The sequence below is a fragment of the Microcystis sp. LEGE 08355 genome (assembly GCF_015207185.1).
GTDB classification, from domain to species: Bacteria; Cyanobacteriota; Cyanobacteriia; order Cyanobacteriales; family Microcystaceae; genus Microcystis; species Microcystis panniformis.
Genome location: NZ_JADEXI010000025.1, coordinates 1 through 18783 on the forward strand (window position 1 = coordinate 1; position 18783 = coordinate 18783).

16 protein-coding genes and 2 pseudogenes are annotated in these 18783 nt (G+C 43.5%); 8 read left to right on the forward strand and 10 right to left on the reverse strand.

The window, feature by feature from the left end; genetic code table 11:
* Positions 1-162, reverse strand: a pseudogene (locus tag IQ242_RS02300) (Uma2 family endonuclease); the annotation flags it as partial.
* Positions 163-353: 191 nt separating this feature from the next.
* Between IQ242_RS02300 and IQ242_RS02305 the strand changes: the two are divergent.
* Positions 354-2147, forward strand: coding sequence for a fatty acyl-AMP ligase (locus IQ242_RS02305; protein ID WP_193958892.1), 1794 nt, complete (start codon positions 354-356; stop codon positions 2145-2147).
* Between the two features lie 309 nt (positions 2148-2456).
* Here the strand turns inward: IQ242_RS02305 and lspA are convergent, their stop codons facing one another.
* Genes lspA through bioB form a run of 3 tightly spaced genes read right to left on the reverse strand, consistent with a single transcriptional unit; the run spans position 2457 to position 4652 of the window.
* Complete coding sequence (gene lspA, locus IQ242_RS02310) at positions 2457-2924, reverse strand: signal peptidase II (protein WP_193958893.1); 468 nt, start codon at positions 2922-2924, stop codon at positions 2457-2459.
* 11 nt (positions 2925-2935) lie between these two features.
* A complete protein-coding gene (locus IQ242_RS02315) occupies positions 2936-3586 on the reverse strand; it encodes a biotin transporter BioY (protein ID WP_193958894.1) in 651 nt (216 codons plus the stop codon).
* Positions 3558-4652: a biotin synthase BioB gene (gene bioB, locus IQ242_RS02320; protein WP_193958895.1), complete on the reverse strand. Its 1095-nt coding sequence runs from the start codon at positions 4650-4652 to the stop codon at positions 3558-3560. The genes IQ242_RS02315 and bioB overlap by 29 nt, the downstream gene beginning before the upstream one ends.
* A gap of 133 nt (positions 4653-4785) precedes the next feature.
* Between bioB and rfbC the strand changes: the two genes are divergently transcribed.
* The 6 genes from rfbC (at position 4786) to uvrC (ending at position 11163) form a co-directional block, all read left to right on the forward strand.
* Positions 4786-5331 carry a dTDP-4-dehydrorhamnose 3,5-epimerase gene (gene rfbC, locus IQ242_RS02325; RefSeq protein WP_193958896.1) on the forward strand — a complete coding sequence of 182 codons (546 nt, stop codon included), beginning with the start codon at positions 4786-4788 and terminating at the stop codon, positions 5329-5331.
* A 5-nt stretch (positions 5332-5336) separates the two neighbouring features.
* Complete coding sequence (rfbD, locus tag IQ242_RS02330; RefSeq protein WP_193958897.1) at positions 5337-6212, forward strand: dTDP-4-dehydrorhamnose reductase; 876 nt, start codon at positions 5337-5339, stop codon at positions 6210-6212.
* A gap of 4 nt (positions 6213-6216) precedes the next feature.
* Positions 6217-7290, forward strand: a complete 1074-nt coding sequence (locus IQ242_RS02335) for a glucose-1-phosphate thymidylyltransferase (protein ID WP_193958898.1) — start codon at positions 6217-6219, stop codon at positions 7288-7290.
* Positions 7291-7580: 290 nt separating this feature from the next.
* Positions 7581-8666 carry a 3-isopropylmalate dehydrogenase gene (gene leuB / locus IQ242_RS02340; protein ID WP_193958899.1) on the forward strand — a complete coding sequence of 362 codons (1086 nt, stop codon included), beginning with the start codon at positions 7581-7583 and terminating at the stop codon, positions 8664-8666.
* 79 nt (positions 8667-8745) lie between these two features.
* On the forward strand, positions 8746-9006 hold the full coding sequence (locus tag IQ242_RS02345; RefSeq protein ID WP_002742418.1) for a hypothetical protein: 261 nt from the start codon (positions 8746-8748) through the stop codon (positions 9004-9006).
* A gap of 279 nt (positions 9007-9285) precedes the next feature.
* Positions 9286-11163: an excinuclease ABC subunit UvrC gene (gene uvrC / locus IQ242_RS02350; RefSeq protein WP_193958900.1), complete on the forward strand. Its 1878-nt coding sequence runs from the start codon at positions 9286-9288 to the stop codon at positions 11161-11163.
* A gap of 69 nt (positions 11164-11232) precedes the next feature.
* Here the strand turns inward: uvrC and IQ242_RS02355 are convergent, their stop codons facing one another.
* From IQ242_RS02355 to IQ242_RS02370, 4 genes and pseudogenes are all read right to left on the reverse strand, one after another.
* The gene (locus IQ242_RS02355) at positions 11233-11433 is read right to left on the reverse strand and encodes a hypothetical protein (protein WP_193958901.1); all 201 of its coding nucleotides are present in this window, start codon (positions 11431-11433) and stop codon (positions 11233-11235) included.
* A 211-nt stretch (positions 11434-11644) separates the two neighbouring features.
* Positions 11645-11929, reverse strand: coding sequence for a hypothetical protein (locus tag IQ242_RS02360; RefSeq protein WP_043995575.1), 285 nt, complete (start codon positions 11927-11929; stop codon positions 11645-11647).
* A gap of 472 nt (positions 11930-12401) precedes the next feature.
* Entirely contained in the window at positions 12402-15146 is a 2745-nt protein-coding gene (locus IQ242_RS02365) for a pentapeptide repeat-containing protein (protein WP_193958902.1), read from the reverse strand.
* Positions 15147-15380: 234 nt separating this feature from the next.
* Positions 15381-15761: pseudogene (locus tag IQ242_RS02370) on the reverse strand (transposase DNA-binding-containing protein); the annotation flags it as partial.
* A 212-nt stretch (positions 15762-15973) separates the two neighbouring features.
* Between IQ242_RS02370 and hisH the strand changes: the two are divergent.
* A complete protein-coding gene (gene hisH / locus IQ242_RS02375) occupies positions 15974-16612 on the forward strand; it encodes an imidazole glycerol phosphate synthase subunit HisH (protein ID WP_193958903.1) in 639 nt (212 codons plus the stop codon).
* Here hisH and IQ242_RS02380 read toward each other — a convergent pair.
* Positions 16601-17374, reverse strand: coding sequence for an ABC transporter ATP-binding protein (locus tag IQ242_RS02380; RefSeq protein ID WP_193958904.1), 774 nt, complete (start codon positions 17372-17374; stop codon positions 16601-16603). The two genes, hisH and IQ242_RS02380, sit on opposite strands and share 12 nt — an antisense overlap.
* A gap of 158 nt (positions 17375-17532) precedes the next feature.
* On the reverse strand, positions 17533-18648 hold the full coding sequence (locus tag IQ242_RS02385) for a branched-chain amino acid ABC transporter permease (RefSeq protein WP_002786566.1): 1116 nt from the start codon (positions 18646-18648) through the stop codon (positions 17533-17535).
* Positions 18649-18783: the final 135 nt, after the last annotated feature.

Genomic DNA, 18783 nt, shown 5'->3' on the forward strand with positions numbered 1-18783 from the left:
TCCCGAAGCGTAGTAATCACTCCTCTCGCGCCATAATAATTCTAGACAACTAAGGAGAATGATGATCTGTTGCAGGTGTAGATCACTTGCCAAGGGTGGTTCATCACTCCATAAATCTGTGGGGGGACAGGCAACTTCTGGGATTATGTCTAGGGCTGTCATGACTTTTTCCCGGTATTTTAGGATTGATTAATTATAGCTTTTTACCACAATTGCAGAGATAGGGCGGGCGGGATTTTAACCAATAACTTAATCCTAGACCTTGACCGATCGCCTTTCGCACTTTATCCTAGCGCCATGGGCAAATATGTTAAAACTTCTATACAATAGCGCCAATAAGCCCGATAACAACGATGACTGAAACCCTAATTCAACCCGCAACCCTAGTAGAACTCTTACGTTACCGCGCCACGACACAACCGGACGGCCATGCCTACACTTTTCTTATCGATGGTAAAAAAGAAACCCCACCTTTAACCTACAGTGAACTCGATCGCCAAGCAAGAGCAATCGCCGCCTATTTGCAAAAATACCAGGCCCAAGGGGAACGCGCCCTATTACTCTATCCTCAAAGTTTAGAAGTAGTGGCCGCTTTTTGTGGTTGTCTCTACGCGGGAGTGATTGCCATTCCCGTCCCCCCACCGGAATCGGGACGACTTAAGCGCACTCTGCCCCGTTTACGGGCAATTGTCAAGGATGCTAATGCCACCTTTGCCCTAGTTACCGAAAGTATTCTGACTCTTATTGAAGGTGTTAAGGAAGAATTTCCAGAATTCGACCAAATGAAATGGATTACTACCGAAAGCATTGATATTTCGCTGGCGGATCAATGGCAAGATCCCCAGGTGGATAAATCGGCGCTTGCTTATCTGCAATATACCTCCGGTTCGACTAATATCCCCAAAGGGGTGATGTTAAGTCATTTTAACCTGATGCACCATTGCGGTTACTTGCAAAAAGCTTGTGGTTACGAACCGGATAGCGTTACCCTCACTTGGATGCCCTATTTCCACGATTACGGGTTAGTCGAAGGTATCACCGTCCCCCTCTACAACGGTACACCCTGCTATCTGATGTCTCCCTTTGCTTTTATTAAGCGTCCGATGCAGTGGTTAAAAAATATTACTAAGTACAAAGTTACCCATAGTCAAGCCCCCAACTTCGCCTATGATCTTTGTACTCGTAGGATTAAGGCTGCCGATTTAGCGGAATTAGACCTGAGCAGTTGGCAGGCCGCGGGAAATGCCGCCGAACCGATTAACCCGAAGGTAATGGCCAAATTTGTCGATACTTTTGCAGATTATGGCTTTTCTTGGCAAACTTTCGCCCCTGCCTACGGATTAGCTGAATATACCCTCTTGATTTCTAATAAACCCAAGGGAACCACCCCAATTATCACCGCTTTGGATGCAACCGCCTACGAACGCGGTAAAATTGTCCCTGTAGGCTCCGCTCGAACCACGGGAGTTAGATACGTCCCCAGTTGTGGTCGTCGCGTCTGTGATACCCGTATAGCTATGGTTAATCCCGATACTTTCACCCTTTGTGCAGCCGATGAAGTGGGCGAAATTTGGGCCAGTGACCCCAGTATGGCCGCCGGATATTGGCAACGGGAAGACGCAACCAAAGAAACTTTTCAAGCTTATCTTGCTGATACAGGAGAAGGACCGTTTTTACGCACCGGAGATTTAGGTTTTCTTCTCGATGGGGAATTACATATCACGGGACGGATTAAGGATTTAATTATTGTCCGTGGCAGTAATCATTATCCCCAGGATTTAGAATGGTCAGTACAGCATCTTAATGAGGTTTTTCGTCCCGATTATGGTGCGGCTTTTTCCATTGAAGATAATGGGGAAGAACAGTTAGTTATTGTCCAGGAATTAGAACGTCGCAGCGGCGAATTAGATACGGCTAAATTAATCGCCGATATCCGTCAAGAAATCGCCGAAGAACACGAAATTATGACCCATGCCATTGTTTTAGCTAAATCGGGAACAATTCTCAAAACTGCCAGCGGCAAAATTCAACGTCGCGCTATTAAACAGAATTTTCTCAATGGTAATATGAGTGTTATCGATGCTTGGTCAGAAAATCCTCAGTTAGTTAGTAAATTTGATCGCTCTAATTCTGCAACAGAAGCATAGTTTTTCGGGTGGGCATTGCTCACCCGATCGAGTATAACAGAGGCAGGGGGCAGGAGGCAGGGGTAGGGTTGATTCATGAATCAACCCTACCCGTTGGGGGCGTGGCGCGGTCACTGAGCGTGTCGAAGTGCCGCCCCCAAACCTCAGAGCGCATTAGTTTTTCGGTGGGATGCTTACAGACGGCTGCTGATATATCTGTAATAATTTAAGAGTCACTCCACTTGCATTTGAACAGAAAAAGTAAGGGCGAAGCATTCGGATAGGAAATCTACGGTTTCAGCGATAGGTTATCGCTCGAATGCTTCGCCCCTACGGGACCCTTGACTTGTGGGGAAAGGTAGAAATTAAGAGGCAAATAATCCCGATATTAATAAAAACATCAGCCAGATTAAAAACAGGAAAATTAATCAATCTAAAATCGAGAAAATCCACCACATAACCAAACAAAAAGCGATCAATACCATTGCCGAAAGCCCCTGCTAAAATAAAACCGTAGGCTAATTGTTCCCAACGACTTAAATGGGGTCCAAAGTAAGCAAAAGCCATTAATCCCAAACTAACTAATAAGGATAGCCATTTTAGCCAACCAACACCGCCCCGAAAAGCACTAAAAGCCGCCCCAGTATTAATCACATAGGTAAAATGAAAAACCCCCGGAATAATCGGAAAAGTATCACCGATTTGCTCAAAACTCTGCACGTTTATATACTTAGTTACTTGGTCTAAAATTAATCCAATCACCGCCACTATCCAAAACCAGCGATTCTTGTTTAACATTGGCTGTGGCATCAATAAAATAATAATTTACGGAAGAAAAAAGCAATAATTACCACCACACAAATTACTACTAATTGCCCTAAAAATGGCCAGACTGAATAATTCATAAATAGGGTGGGCAAACTATCGGGAAAGGTGATTTGACCGGCTTGGGGCTGAAAAATCGACAATCCCAGCATATATAATAAACCGCACAGATGAATCACTAACAAACCGGCAAAAGCACTTAAAGCTAGGGTTTCTATCTTGGCACGCCAGCGAAAAGCCAACCAACCACACAGCCATGCCCCCGGCATAAAGCCTAAAATATAGCCAAAACTGGGTTCTTTCAGATAACCTATTCCCCCACCCTGAGCAAACACAGGCAACCAAGTTAAACCGAGAAAAATATAGGCCACCTGGGCAAGAAGCCCGGCATTTTTGCCCCCCAGACAGCCCGTTAACAATACTGCCCCAATTTGGTAAGTTATGCCTAGTTTTTGCGAAGATAGACCCGTAGCCGACCAACTAGCCAGGCTAACTGGAACAAATGTACCAAAAATTGTCAGCAACAAACCAATCAAGGCCCAGATTAACTCATTGGGAACCGATGCGGAAGTGCGCCGGGGCGGAGAGCCTCGTCCTCGACGTGATTTAGGTTGCCTGTTGGGGTTGGTATTCACCGGGGATGGGGGCTTCTCCTCCTATTAAACTAAGATCAGCCAACATCGCCTGATCCTGTTGGGGGGGTTGTCCTAGAGTGGTCAAATAATGCCCAATCAGCATAGCATTAATTCCCGATTTTAGCCCCAGATTTTGCAATTCTCCCATCACCGCCTCTCGTCCCCCGGCATAACGGAGGATTTGTTGGGGTAAGATAAACCGGAAAATAGCGATCGCTTTTAGAGCAGTAAAAGGGTCCAGTTTGGGTAAATGACCTAAAGGGGTGCCACTTCTGGGGTTTAATAGGTTAATCGGCACGGATTCCACTGCTAATTCCGCCAGAGAAAAAGCTAAATCAATGCGATCAGTCCAACTTTCCCCCATACCGATAATTCCCCCCGTACAAGCTTGAATTCCCGCCGCTTTCAGGTTTTTTACCGTTTCTACCCGATCCTGCCAACTGTGGGTGGAGACGACGTTAGGATAAAAATTCTCGGAAGCTTCCAGATTGTGATTATAACGGGTAACTCCAGCTTCTTTTAAGGCCTGCGCTTGGGCAAGGGTTAACTCTCCCAAGGCGCAACAGGGTTTAATCTTGGCTGTTTCGATGATTTCTTGAACTGTGGCCAGTATTTCCTCGAATTCCTGCGATTTAGGGCTATTATACTTTAATCCCCGGCCTTGACTAACTAAACAGAAGCGTTTGGCCCCCGCGTCGGCTGCCGCTTTCGCATGGCTGACGATTTCCTCGCGACTTTTTAAACCGTAGATAGGCGAATCTTGTCCGGGATGGTGGGCGGATTGGGAACAAAAACTGCAATTTTCCGAACAACTTCCCGATTTTATGTTGATTATGCTACATAAATCCACAGTATTGCCACAACAGGCCTGACGAATGCGATCGGCAGCCTCACATAAGCTGAAAATATTTTCCTGACCTTCGATCGCAGTTAAAGCCAGGGCTTCTTGCTTACTGAGTCGATCGCCGGCGATAATCTGATTAGCCCTAGTCTGTAACCAGTTTTTTAAGGCTTCTCCCTCCATGGGGATAGATTGAGTAGCGGTGTGTGTAGAGACTTGTACCACGTCGTTTATGCTCTAACTAAGTTAGGCTCATCTTATCATTGTTCAGTTACCGAGGAAAGATTAATAAAAAACTTTAGAAAAAAATACTCTTTTGTGCTAAACTACCCGCAAAAGTTATATCGTCTCCGATTTTATGAAAGTTATTCCCACGGAAATTCCTGATGTTTTAATCATTGAACCGCAAGTTTACGGAGACGATCGAGGTTTTTTCTTGGAAAGTTTTAATCAGAAAGATTTTCGAGAAAAAACTGGGGTTAATACCACTTTTGTCCAGGATAATCACTCTATGTCCTTAAAAAATGTCCTGCGAGGATTGCACTATCAAATCCCCAATCCCCAGGGTAAACTGGTGCGAGTAGTGAGCGGTAGTGTTTTTGATGTGGCCGTGGATGCGCGTCAAAGTTCCCCCACTTTTGGGCAATGGGTAAGCTGTGTTTTAAGTGCGGAAAATAAACGAATTTTCTGGGTTCCCGAAGGTTTTGCCCATGGCTTTCTAGTTCTCTCTGAACGAGCCGAATTTCTCTACAAAACCACTAATTATTATTATCCCCAATACGAAAAAACTATTTTATGGAATGATGCTGATTTAGGGATTGATTGGCCCCTAGATACCCCCCCGATTCTCTCCCCTAAAGACCAAGCTGGACAACCCTTTAAATCCGTGGAAGTTTTCCCCTAAAGACGATGAAAAAAGTTTTACTAATTGGTGCTAAAGGTCAAGTGGGACAAGAGTTACAGGTAACTTTACCCCAGTGGGGCGAAGTTATTAGTATCGGTCGAGAAGAACTAGATTTAACTAACTCGGAAAAAATCAGCCAGTTAATTAGGGAAATTCACCCCGATTATCTGGTTAATGCCGCCGCTTATACGGCAGTGGATAAAGCCGAAATCGAGCCAGATTTAGCCTATTCTATCAATGCTATAGCCCCAAAAATCATGGCGGAATCTGCCGAGAAAATTCAAGCTAAATTTCTCCACATTTCCACCGATTATGTCTTTGATGGTCGGAAAAATACCCCCTATCTAGAAACCGATCTAACTAATCCTTTAGGGGTTTATGGACAATCAAAGTTAAGGGGAGAAGAGGAGATTAAAACTGTTAATTCTCAGGCAATTATCCTGCGTACTGCTTGGGTTTATGGCAGTTATGGCAAAAGTAATTTTGTCAAAACTATGCTGAGATTAGGCAAGGAAAGAGAGGAGTTAAAAGTAGTAGTGGATCAGGTGGGAAGTCCCACTTGGGCCAAAGATATCGCCACGGCCATTACTCAGCTTTTAATTAATGTCGATAATCCCGCAGGAATCTATAATTTTACTAATAGCGGTGTTGCCAGTTGGTTTGATTTAACTAAAGCGATTTTTGAGGAGGCAAAAATAAGCGGTATTCCCTTAAAAATTCAGAGAGTAATTCCCATTACTACTGCTGAATATCCTACCCCGGCAGTGCGTCCGGCCTACTCGGTTCTTTCTGGTCAAAAAATCTCGCAACAATTGGGTTATATTCCTCCCTATTGGCGAGATTCTCTCAAAGCTATGCTCAACCAACTATTTAATCTTTAAAACTATGAAAGCACTAATTTTATCCGGTGGTAAAGGTACGAGGTTACGTCCCCTAACTTATACTGGGGCAAAACAGTTAGTTCCCGTGGCCAATAAACCGATTTTATGGTATGGAATCGAATCAATTGTCGCCGCAGGAATTACCGATATTGGCATTATTATCAGTCCCGAAACCGGGGAAGAAATTCGTCAGACCACGGGCAGTGGTGAACAGTTTGGCGCTAAGATAACTTATATTCGCCAAGATCAACCAGCAGGATTAGCTCACGCGGTTAAAACTGCCCAATCTTTCCTAGGAGATTCCCCCTTTATTATGTACTTGGGTGATAACCTAATCGAGGATGATTTATCGCCCTTTTTAGACTCTTTCCACAAACAGTCTCTTGACGCTTTAATTCTCCTGCGAAAAGTGTCTAATCCTAGTGCTTTTGGGGTGGCAAAAGTAGATGAAACCGGCAAAGTTTTATACCTAGTCGAAAAACCCAAAGAACCCCCCTCAAATTTAGCTTTGGTGGGGATTTATTTTTTTGCCCCCACCATTCACCAAGCGATCGCATCTATTCAACCTTCGGGCCGGGGTGAGTTAGAAATTACCGACGCTATCCAAGAATTAATCAATCAAAATAAAGCAGTAGAAGCCAATAAACTACTAGGTTGGTGGTTAGATACGGGGAAAAAAGATGATTTATTAGAAGCAAATCGGATTATCCTCGATACCAGTCTAGAAATCGCTTTACTAGGAGAAATTGATCCTAATAGTCAGGTGATCGGACGGGTAAAAATTGGTCAGGGTAGTAAAATTATTAATAGTACCATTCGCGGCCCTGTCATTATTGGAGAAAATTGTCACATTGAGAATTGTTTTATCGGTCCCTATAGCAGTATAGCTAATGGCACAAAATTAATCGATGCCGACATAGAACACAGTGTAATTCTCAAAGATGCCACGATTATTGGCATTCATCAGCGCATAGTTGATAGTGTTATCGGACGACGGGCAAAATTAGAAATTGCTCCCCAACGTCCAAAAGCTTTACGCTTTATGATCGGGGATGATTCCCATGTGGAATTAGTGTAGTTATTGGGGATTAACTGCTTGTTTAATTAGGGTCTGCTGAAAAAGTTTTTCCTGGAGGCCGGGTGTGGGGTGTAGGGTGTAGGGTGTAGGGTTTTACCGATTTTCAGGGGTTCAATGACCTAATTTTCAGGGAAAAAGTATCTGAATTTTCCTCCCAATCACTGCAATCGCTGGCACTTTTTGATGGGAAAAAAGTCTAAAAGCCTTATCCAACAAGGTTTTTAGATTTATTCAGCCAACCCTAACTATGTTATAATCAAGAGTCTGACCTATTTTACCGTTCTAGAACTATGACGCAACAGTATCGCATTACCCTACTACCCGGCGATGGCATCGGGCCGGAAATCCTCGCTGTCACCGTAGAGATACTGAAAGTCATCGCTAAAAAATTTGACCTCCAGTTTGACTTCCAAACCGCTTTAATTGGAGGGGCAGCCATTGATGAAACCGGCAGTCCTCTCCCCGAAGCAACCCTGAGCGCCTGTAAAAATAGTGATGCTGTTCTCCTGGCCGCTATCGGGGGTTATAAATGGGATAATTTACCCCGGCAGCAAAGGCCAGAAACGGGATTATTAGGCTTAAGATCCGGTTTAGGTCTTTTTGCTAATTTACGTCCTGCCACCATTTTTCCGCAATTAATCGACGCGTCTAGTCTCAAACGGGAGATTATCGAGGGAGTGGATATCATGGTCGTCCGGGAATTGACCGGGGGTGTTTACTTCGGTCAACCGAAGGGAATTTTTGAGACGGAAACGGGAGAAAAATGCGGTGTAAATACGATGGTTTACTTAGAATCGGAGGTGGACCGCATCGCTAAGGTGGCCTTTGAAATTGCCCAAAAACGCGGTAAGAAACTCTGTTCCGTCGATAAAGCTAATGTTCTTGATGTTTCCCAACTCTGGCGCGACCGGGTGACGAAAATAGCCGCTAATTATCCCGATGTGGAACTTTCCCATCTCTACGTCGATAACGCAGCCATGCAGTTAGTCCGGGCCCCCAAACAATTTGATACTATCGTCACGGGCAATTTATTCGGTGATATTCTCTCCGATGAAGCGGCCATGTTAACGGGTAGTATCGGAATGTTACCCTCCGCTAGTTTAGGGACTGCTGGGGTGGGAGTTTTTGAACCTGTCCACGGTTCGGCCCCAGATATCGCCGGCCAAGATAAGGCCAATCCGATCGCCCAGATTCTCAGTGCTGCTATGATGTTAAGATATGGGCTAAATCAGCCTTTAGCGGCAGCTGCGCTGGAAAAAGCCGTCGAAAAAGTCTTAGAGTTTGGTTATCGTACTGGAGATATTTTCTCAGAAGGTATGACCTTAGTGGGATGCCAAGCTATGGGCCAGGCCATCCTGAAAGTTTTAGAATCCTAACAAAAGTGACAAATTCGGAAATCGTCATATACCATTGATTTAATAAATACGTCAATTTAATCGTGGGGAGACGAGTGAGATGGTGGCCCTATCCCAGAAAACAGAACAACAGCGTGTCGATATGGAAATCCCAATTTTGTTAGATCCTACTGTCCTAAGGGCAGCCAGACGCATTTATCGCATCTACTGTACCCTCAATAGCCGAGTTAGTAAACGTCCTTTCGGTGTCGCTATTAACCGCGACAATCATCGCGGTCAATTAATTTTTAACAATAAACCGATTCTTCTCCCCGGGGAATGTTTCGTCCCGATTAAGCAAATCGAATCGGAAGCCTATTAATTTTTGTGAAGATTTGCCCCGAATATCTTGCCAAACGTCAGCTAATACCCACTGGCGTAATTTTTTGTCTAATATAGGGTTTGCTGAATAAATCTAAAAACATTGTTCGATAAGACTGTTAGACCTTTTTGAAACCCAAAAGTACCGGCCATTGGAGTAATTGGGGGGAAAATTCCTGGACTTTTTCCCTGAAAATCGGTAAAACCCTACACCCTACACCCTACACCCCACACCCCACACCCAAGACAAACTTTTTGCCGCAAACCCTAATATAAAAAGATGTTCGGGAATAATCTTAACTCTACCCTAATCCAAGACCTCGATCGCCTAGAAAATCGTCTTCGGGAAATTCCCCTCGAACCGGGGGTGTACTTCCTGCGCGACCAAAATGGCGAAATTCTCTACATCGGTAAATCCAAAAAACTCCGGTCTAGAGTCCGTTCCTATTTTCGTCCCAGTCAACCCCTCAGTCCCCGCATTGCTTTGATGGTGAGACAGGTGACAGAAATTGAATTTATCGTCACCGACACGGAAGCAGAATCCTTGGCCCTGGAAGCTAATCTAATTAAACAACATCAGCCCCATTTTAATACTCTCCTCAAGGACGATAAAAAATATCCATACATTTGTATTACTTGGTCGGAAACCTACCCGCGCATTTTTATCACCCGCAAACGTAGCATAAATAACCAAAAAGACCGTTATTATGGTCCCTACGTCGATACTAGGCTGCTGCGCCACACTTTACACCTAATTAAACGCACTTTTCCCCTGCGTCAACGTCCCCAACCTCTTTTTAAAGACCGTCCCTGTTTAAATTATGATATCGGTCGTTGTCCGGGGGTTTGTCAAAAATTAATTAGTCCCCAGGATTATCGAGAAACCTTGCAGAAAGTGGCGATGATTTTTCAGGGAAGGACGGGGGAATTATTAGACAAATTAGCGACAAAGATGCTCGCAGCCTCGGAAAACCTAGATTTTGAACAAGCGGCCACGATTAGGGATCAAATTCGCGGATTACAGGCCCTTAATACCGATCAAAAAGTCTCTTTACCTGATGATACCGTATCCCGGGACGCGATCGCTTTAGCTAAGGACGAGCAGCATTGTTGCATACAATTATTCCAAGTGCGTTCTGGTCGTTTGGTGGGACGTTTGGGATTTTTTGCCGATAGTCAGTCAGCAAACGAGGGAGAAATCCTGCAAAAAGTCCTGGAAGAACATTATTTATCGGTGGAAGGGGTGGAAATTCCCAGCGAAATCCTGTTACCCTGCGAATTACCGGAAGGTGAGGTGTTAGCGGGGTGGTTAAGGGAAAAAAAGGGTCGCAAAGTCGAGTTAACTGTTCCCCAACGGCAAAGTAAAGCGGATTTATTAGCTATGGTGGAGAAAAACGCTCTTTATGAGTTAGAAAAGACGAAAAGAAGCGCCGACCGGGATTTACAGTCTTTGCAGGATTTAGCGGTAATTCTCGATTTACCGGCAGTGCCGCACCGCATCGAGGGTTATGATATTTCTCATATTCAGGGTTCTAATGCAGTCGCGTCGGGAGTGGTGTTTATCGATGGGGTGGCCGCTAATCAACATTATCGTCACTATAAAATCAAAAATCCCGAGGTTAAAATCGGCCATTCCGATGATTTTGCCAGTTTAGCAGAAGTAATTCGCCGGCGTTTTCGTCGTTATGCCGAAAATCCCGATAATATTGCCGAAAGTGATGATTTTCCCGATTTGGTTATGATTGATGGGGGAAAAGGACAATTATCGGCCGTGGTGGCAGTTTTAGAGGAGATGAATTTATTAGAACAGGTAAAAGTTGTTAGTTTAGCTAAACAGAGAGAGGAGATTTTTTTACCAGGAGAATCCTCTCCTTTAGAGACAGATAAGGAACAACCCGGAGTGCAATTATTGCGTCGAGTCAGGGATGAAGCGCACCGCTTTGCTGTTAGCTTTCACCGACAACAAAGGATGCAAAAAAGTCGCCGTTCCCGTCTGGATGAGATACCGGGTTTAGGTTTTAAGCGACAAAAAGATTTATTAGCTCATTTTCATTCTCTGGATTATATTCGCGAAGCTTCCCTAGAACAATTGCAACAGGTGACAGGAATTGGGGAACAATTAGCTAAGGAAATTTATAATTATTTTCATCCTAGGTAGGGATAAGCTGTATAAAGAAGATAAGGCGGTGTGTTTTTGCGTAACAGTGCAGAAATTAGAATATTGGTATCAAGAACGAGACGCAGCACGAGTTTCTCGGATAGTCTCATTGATAGATTCTTCGATTTCTTCCTCGGAATAACGCGAGTTACGTTCTTGGACAGAATCCACGGTTTCTTCAAAGCTCAGTCTTTGTGACGTTTCTTCAAAGTATCCCTTTTTTGCGCCTTTTTGTCCTAAAGCTGATCCGGTTAGTGACCAACGTACCATGATTTTTCTCCTTTAGCCCCTAAACGCATAAACATCATAACCCATTTCTAGCAACAATTAGAAAGAATAAATTTTAACCTCAGATAAGGTGCTTTACACCCAACTAAGAATAACCGTTGGGGTGGTTGGGTTTCGCTTTTTCAATCGAATTGAGCCATTTTCGACCCCGTATTGTTTCGCTTAACTCAACCTAGGAGGCCGAAAACCTAAACTAACGCGGAGTCACTTCACTCAACGCTTCTTGCAGCACTTCATCACTCACACCATGACGCTTCAAACTAGCAACGAGAGCAGAAATTGTATCTCCCTCTAGACGCTCCAAATCCGCACGCAGCCCTTGTCCAATGTAAGCACGCATCAAAGGTTGATAACCTGAGAAACCAAGCAAAGGTGCAACCCGCTTTAAATCTTCAATCACATCTTCGGGAATACGAATCGTGATTGTAGTCATAGGGCGATTTTTCTCCAGTCGTTTTTTTAATGCCTCAACTTTCATAATACCGTCATGGTTGATCGGGTTAATCCTAGATTTCTCGTCATTCCAAACAAAAGTAATGCCACTGAGGACAAAATAGACATCCATACTTGTAGTGTAGGCAGGATGTATTTACATTGTCAATACTTTATTAACACACCCTACGAGAGCAGCAATTACTGTAGGTTGGGTTGAACGAAGTGAAACCCAACTAAGAATAACCGTTGGGGTGGTTGGGTTTCGCTTTTTCAATCGAATTGAGCCATTTTCGACCCCGTATTGTTTCGCTCAACCCAACCTACGAGGCTAGTTTTAGCAAATCCGATTTATCCCCACTCACCAGATAATCGGCTCTCTTGGGTTTGGTGGGTAAAATGTATTCTAAGATACATTCTTCCTAGCGGGGGGGTGGAACGAACCACAAAGACACAAAGGACACAAAGACTGAGCGATCATATAGTAAGTTAAACTTATCACACAGAACCTAGAAGAGTCACTCGGTTTTAACTTCCGTATCGAGAATCGTCCCTTTGACGTTAGCATCTTTAAAATTAGCCCCTTCAAGATTTGCCCCGACCAGATTTGCCCCGTAAAGATTTGCTCCTTCAAGATATGCCCCTTCAAGATTTGCCCCGACCAGATTTGCCCCGACCAGATTTGCCCCTGTAAGAAGTGCCGGTGCAAGATTTGCCTCTTCAAGATTTGCCCCGACCAGATTTGCCCCTGCAAGATTTGCCTCTTCAAGATTTGCCCCGACCAGATTTGCCCCTTCAAGATTTGCTCCTTCAAGATATGCCCCTTCAAGATTTGCCTCTTCAAGATTTGCCCCGACCAGATTTGCTCCCGCAAGATTTGCCCCTTCAAGATTTGCCCTGTAAAGATCTCGACATATCAACAGACAGTTTTGTAAATCAAGAAAACTGAGGCAATCTAACACAAACATAGGCTCATAATCTATTCTTTGTCCCTGAAGACGGGCTAACCAATTGCCGAAAGCTTCAGGAGAAGGCCATTGAATGGGAAAAATTTCTTCGGTGACTCGCCCACAGGCATTGAATACCGCTAATAAAGCTTCCTCGGCATTGCGTGCCTGTCGCATTTCCTCCTGAAAATTGGGGCAGTTTGTTTTCTCCATCGGCATTCCTTTGACCAAAAGATATTCAATTAAATGACCCAGAGTTTTCTGCCACTGTTTCACTTCATCAGGGGACTGTAATTGCATTTGATTGACAATAAAACTAAAAAGATATTCATCTATTGCCGTCGGTCCGCATAAAGTCGCCCAGGCGATTAAAGCTTCTCTGGGATCATAGTCATTGTCATAATCATTTTCACTGTCTTGTAATTTCCTATGAATTTGCTTAACTCGGTCAACAATTCTGCGGGCAGTTAAATATTCACCAAAACTTTTATGGGTAAATTCAAAGGTTTTTTCGCTGCCTCGTAAATCGCCACTTTCTCGAAAATAAAAGGCTGTTAAAAGACGGGTGATACTCCCTTGGGAATCGCTTTGAAAACTATCTTGGAAATTTTTTAGGAGATTTTTTAAGCCATTATTTTCACAATGTTCTTTAATCTCTCTCACGGTTGTGGTTCTACCATTACCATGCCAACAGGAAAGGGCAATTTCCATTAAAATTAGCACAAAATCTTTTTCTGTAATCCCTTCTATAGCCCGGTGGCCTCGACTATTTTTTTCATAACCTCGCTCATAGACTGCCTTGAGCAAATTGTCATAAATATTATTGAGGTTAGTTTCTTGGGAAAATTGAACCTCGCCTCGTTCAAAAGTGAGAGCAATAAGATAATTTAATAGCGGTTGAGCGGTAATTTCTTGTAAATTTTTCCCCGATAATTCTGTCGGTAATTGTGCATAGTTTTTACCTTTAGCTTGCCCATACTGTTGCCACCATTGATGACGTTGATCGACTTTTAATAAGTTATCGTCATCGCTAAAATTATCGCTGTTAGCAACCCAATAGGGTAGGATGGTGATAATTTGCCGAGGTTTTTTAAAATTATTTTTATTGGATTGTACCACCACATCACGCCCGCTAATCAACACTTGTAAACGGGTTTTATTGTTATTAAAACTTTTGACCTGTTCTCGTACTTCATTAATAAAATTTTGGGCGACTTCTTGGGCGATTTTTCCCTGCATAGATAGCTCATCTAAGCCATCAAAGATAATTAGTAACCGTAAATCTTGATCGCTCGGTTCTAGGGGATTTTCTGGTAAAAAACCGTCATGTTGAACAAAAGTTTTAACTGCTGTTACTAAATCGGTGGAGAAACTCAAGCGATGCAAGGGAATATATAAAACTTGTTTTTCTAAGCGAGCTTGTTGGGCAGCAAATACCTTACAAAAGGAGGATTTTCCACTACCTGGCCCACCGGTCAATAAACGGATAGCATCATCGGATTTTGCCGCTTCTAACCATGTTTCTAACTGCTCTTGGAGCTTGATAACAATGCGTTTATATGATGGCTCTCGATGGTAATCTGTGTCTGGGGTGGCTTTGATTTCTTCTTCATAAAATCCCCGTAGAGGTACATAAATTTGCTTTAAACTAAAGGTTTCCCAAAAAATAGGTTCATCGATCTGTTTTTGCAACCAAGCTCGATAATGTAACCAGCCTCTTTCTCGTTTCCAAGCATTGTTAAAAGGAGTGTCGATTTCATCTAAAAGCAGACTGTATTCATCTCGTTTATCTTTCCATTGTTCCTGCAATGCTAAGACAAAATAAGCTGGTAAACGGTTACTTAGGCTCTGTGCTTCCTGGGAATTAGTGATTAAATTATTTGTTGTTAACCACCGTAAAAAAGCTGCTTGGATTGGTGCGACTATAGGTAATCTTTCGGGATGCTCAAAAAAATCTTGATCGAGAATTAATTCCGGCTCTTCTAAAAAGTCGGTAATCTGACGGTAAAGTTCTTTTAAAGACAGCTTTTCAACTTCTTGGGGCAGTAAATCAGCATTACTTTTAAGTAATCCTTTCATCGCTTCCATTAGCGATCGAATTATTAATAAACCCGCTAATTCCCCCGGAGTCCGACTTAAACCAAGATCATCTAAAACTTCTACTCCATTTTCGGCCAGATCATCCCACTTCAAAAATGCCCCGTTAAGAGTGGCTTTTCCCAGGGTACTAAAGAGACTTCTCAGATTGACTTTAACTTGTCGTTTCCAGATATTTTGGGGTTTGGAAACAGAAATTCCAGCAGCTGATTCGGACATAGAAAAAAGCGATCAATAAAGCTTATGTAGTCTATTATATAAGTAAGTAGTTCTAATTAAGCTGTTCGTAATTTAAATTGCTTGTTGAGACAAGGAAAGAGGCAAGAGGCTTCGGCCGTGAGATCAGCGTTCGACAAAAGCTAACGCCGAGGTCCGAACGGCAAAAGGCAACAGTAAAGCGATTGGGGGAGGTTCGGCTAATCTAAGAATAAGCGGTTTAAATGCGTCTTAGCTTATTCCTGGCGGTGACACTCCTAATGTGGTATGAACTTTGAGACCAAAGGATTTTTTATAATCTAGATAACCCATTCCTTTTTTGGCTTTTTGCGTTGTCAAGTCTAAACTTGTTGTGTCTTGCACTGCCAAAACTATTGGATGTTCTTTGATTCTTTCTACTGTACTTTTGCCCTGGGCGGCAATTAGATCTGAGGGGTGAAAATAGGGGGAATTCCAAAAGTCATAGGTGGCACTCGCTGCGGCTAGATTTCCCGAAGCTTGTGGCACAATTGTACTAGGTTGACTGGCCAAGTTTTCTACGATACTGATTAACCTTTTCTTTCTTCTGGTGTCTCCTAGGTCTGCATACTGTAGTTCTTGGGCTGCCCATTTCTCCATTTTTTTGCTTACCTCCACCTTAATTCCTTCTTTCAAAACTATACCTATCAATCGTTTCCCCTTTTTTTAAGTTTCTTCTCTTTTTGTTAAGAAAGATCTGACTAATGGATAGGACGTCGGGGGGGCAAGGGGATGAGGGACACGAATAAAGAAAAATGGTATAACAGCGTGATTGCTCTAAAATAAGGTCATCGCCTGATTAGTATATAGCAATGACCTTAATCGCTGTCATCGATTATGACATGGGAAATCTGCACTCTGCCTGTAAAGGACTGGAAACCGTGGGTGCAGTGCCGAAGATTACCGATTCTCCCCTCGATATCGAAAAAGCTGACGCTATAGTGTTACCCGGAGTCGGTTCTTTTGATCCTGCTGTCCGGCAAATTCGCAGCCGTCATCTCGAAAAACCGATCAAAGCTGCGATCGCTCATGGTAAACCCTTTCTCGGTATCTGTCTCGGTTTACAAATTCTCTTTGACTCATCAGAGGAAGGACAAGAGGCGGGTTTAGGGGTTATTCCGGGGACAGTGCGCCGTTTTCGCTCAGAACCGCGCATCACCATTCCCCACATGGGTTGGAATCAATTAGACTTCACCCAGCCGGATCATGCTCTTTGGCAGGGATTACCCCCGCACCCTCACGTCTATTTTGTCCATTCCTATTATGTCGATCCCCTTGATAGTCATCTAACTGCCGCCACCGTCACCCACGGCAGTCAAACGGTGACAGCAGCGATCGCACGTGATCGTTTGGTAGCGGTGCAGTTTCACCCGGAAAAATCCTCGACTAATGGCTTAAAAATTCTGGCTAACTTTGTTCAACAGGTGCAAAAATTAGCTTTAGTCTCCTAAATAAGCCTTTAAAACCCGCTCGTTTTTTTGGATTTCGCTGGGAATGCCATCGGCTAAATTTGTCCCTTCTGCTAATACCCAAACGTGGTGACAAAGGGACATAATTACATCCATATTATGCTCGATAATCAAAAAGGTGATTCCCTGACGATTCCAGGGGATTCCCTGACGATTCCATTCGATAATATGGTCGCTGATTTGGCCGATTAAAGTGGGATTAACTCCGGCGGCCGGTTCATCTAATAAAATTAATTTTGGCTCGGTCATTAGCGCTCGGCCAATCTCTAATAATTTACGCTGTCCTCCCGATAAAGCCCCCGCATAATCCTGCGCTTTTTCCCCTAGACCGATCGAATCTAATATCTCCAAAGCTTTCTCATGATTGTCCTGTTCCTGTTGGCGAATTTTTGCCCCCTGAAACCAGACGTTGAGAAAATTTTCGCCCGTTTGCCCCGGACTAGCTAAGAGCATATTTTCTAACACCGTTAATCGGGATAATACCCTTGCTACTTGAAAAGTTCTCACACATCCTTTCAGGGCAATTTGATAGGGAGGCAGCTGATGAATGGGCTGACCATCAAGAAAAACTTCCCCTTTATCTGGGCGAATAAAATTAGATAAAAGGTTAAAAAGTGTGGTTTTGCCGGCTCCATTTGGACCGATTAACCCGGTGATGCTGCCCTGCGGCACGTCCAAATAAGCATTATTGACGGCGCGAATGCCCCCAAAACTTTTCGATAATCCTTTGGCAGAAAGTAACATATATGAATTATGAATTATGAATTATGAAGTGGGAAGTGGGGTGTAGGGTGTAGGGTGTAGGGTGTGGGGAGAATAAATAAAAATAATCTCCTGACTCCTGAATACTTACTCCTGAATACTTACCCCACAGTTAAATTTAGTTTTGTCCAACCACTTAATTATTTTCCCAAAGTTAACTCCTCTTTTTTGCCGAGGATACCCTGGGGTCGCCAGATCATTAAAACCATGAGCAGCAGACCGATAATCATAATCCGTAAAGCCCCCAATTGGCTATCATTAAAAATATCTAATTGGGGTAGAATAAAACGAGTCAGGGAATCGTAAGCCCAGAAAATTATTGATCCTAGTAAGGTGCCGGCATTGCTACCAGAGCCACCGAGAATGATAATAATCCAAGCGTTAAAAGTCAATAACGGTTCAAAATTAGTCGGGTAAATAGTGGTTAATTGCCATGCTAAAAAAGCCCCAGCTAAACCAGCGATCGCACCGCCTAACATCAAAGATTGTAACTTATACCAAAAGACATTTTTTCCCAAAGCCCGGGGAATTTCTTCATCTTCCCGGATAGCTTTGAGGATGCGGCCCCAAGGCGATCGCAAAAGTAATTCTAAACCAGTATAAACGAGAGCGAGGAGGACTAAAACTACCACCATCAACCCAGCTTTGTAATTATAGTCATTCAAGGCAATTACACCGTTTATATACAGAAAAAGCAGGATTATCGCCCCTAACAACCCCCAAAAGATTAAAGCTCTCTTTTGCGTCGGTTGATAGCTTTTGCCGCTAATTTGCCCAGCTTCGCGCCATTGTCGTTGCAGATTGCGCCCCAATTGCCAGAGAGCAAAGATAGCAAGCAGGGTAAACAGGGCAATAATTAATAATTTGACGGGAAAACTGGGATTTATATCCAAAGGTAGGGGATAACGTTGTAGTCCGAAACTGCCTTTCGTTAACCAATCCTCGTTAAGCACCAGTAAACGAATTAACTCAGACACCCCGATGGTGACAATCGCTAGATAATCGGCTCTTAATCTCAGGGTGGAAAAACCGATAGCCAATCCCAACAATGCTCCTAGGAGCGCCCCGACAATGGCGGCAAAAATCATCGGTACACCCTGTAAAGTCAATAAAACCGTTGCATAAGCCCCTAAAGTGGCAAAAGCAACGTGACCAAAGTTAATTAAGCCAGTAAATCCCCATTGTAGATTTAAACCGAGGGCAAAAATCGCGTAAATACCCGCCCAAATTGTCAGGGAAACTAAATAATCTGTCATGTTATGGCAATTATCTTAATAGTGAGGTACAAAGTTGTCGGTTTCGGGAGTCAGGAGCCAGAAGTCAGGAGTCAGGAATCAGGAGACGATGCCCAATCCAGTTATACTTCATACTTATGAGAAACGGTATAACTC

What these genes read in the sequence shown, in the direction of transcription:
- IQ242_RS02305 (WP_193958892.1), top strand. Translation starts at nt 354, where the DNA reads ATGACTGAAACCCTAATTCAACCCGCAACCCTAGTAGAACTCTTACGT.
- lspA (WP_193958893.1), bottom strand. Translation starts at nt 2,924, where the DNA reads ATGTTAAACAAGAATCGCTGGTTTTGGATAGTGGCGGTGATTGGATTA.
- rfbC (WP_193958896.1), top strand. Translation starts at nt 4,786, where the DNA reads ATGAAAGTTATTCCCACGGAAATTCCTGATGTTTTAATCATTGAACCG.
- rfbD (WP_193958897.1), top strand. Translation starts at nt 5,337, where the DNA reads ATGAAAAAAGTTTTACTAATTGGTGCTAAAGGTCAAGTGGGACAAGAG.
- IQ242_RS02335 (WP_193958898.1), top strand. Translation starts at nt 6,217, where the DNA reads ATGAAAGCACTAATTTTATCCGGTGGTAAAGGTACGAGGTTACGTCCC.
- leuB (WP_193958899.1), top strand. Translation starts at nt 7,581, where the DNA reads ATGACGCAACAGTATCGCATTACCCTACTACCCGGCGATGGCATCGGG.
- IQ242_RS02345 (WP_002742418.1), top strand. Translation starts at nt 8,746, where the DNA reads ATGGTGGCCCTATCCCAGAAAACAGAACAACAGCGTGTCGATATGGAA.
- uvrC (WP_193958900.1), top strand. Translation starts at nt 9,286, where the DNA reads ATGTTCGGGAATAATCTTAACTCTACCCTAATCCAAGACCTCGATCGC.
- IQ242_RS02355 (WP_193958901.1), bottom strand. Translation starts at nt 11,433, where the DNA reads ATGGTACGTTGGTCACTAACCGGATCAGCTTTAGGACAAAAAGGCGCA.
- IQ242_RS02360 (WP_043995575.1), bottom strand. Translation starts at nt 11,929, where the DNA reads ATGAAAGTTGAGGCATTAAAAAAACGACTGGAGAAAAATCGCCCTATG.
- IQ242_RS02365 (WP_193958902.1), bottom strand. Translation starts at nt 15,146, where the DNA reads ATGTCCGAATCAGCTGCTGGAATTTCTGTTTCCAAACCCCAAAATATC.
- hisH (WP_193958903.1), top strand. Translation starts at nt 15,974, where the DNA reads ATGACCTTAATCGCTGTCATCGATTATGACATGGGAAATCTGCACTCT.
- IQ242_RS02380 (WP_193958904.1), bottom strand. Translation starts at nt 17,374, where the DNA reads ATGTTACTTTCTGCCAAAGGATTATCGAAAAGTTTTGGGGGCATTCGC.
- IQ242_RS02385 (WP_002786566.1), bottom strand. Translation starts at nt 18,648, where the DNA reads ATGACAGATTATTTAGTTTCCCTGACAATTTGGGCGGGTATTTACGCG.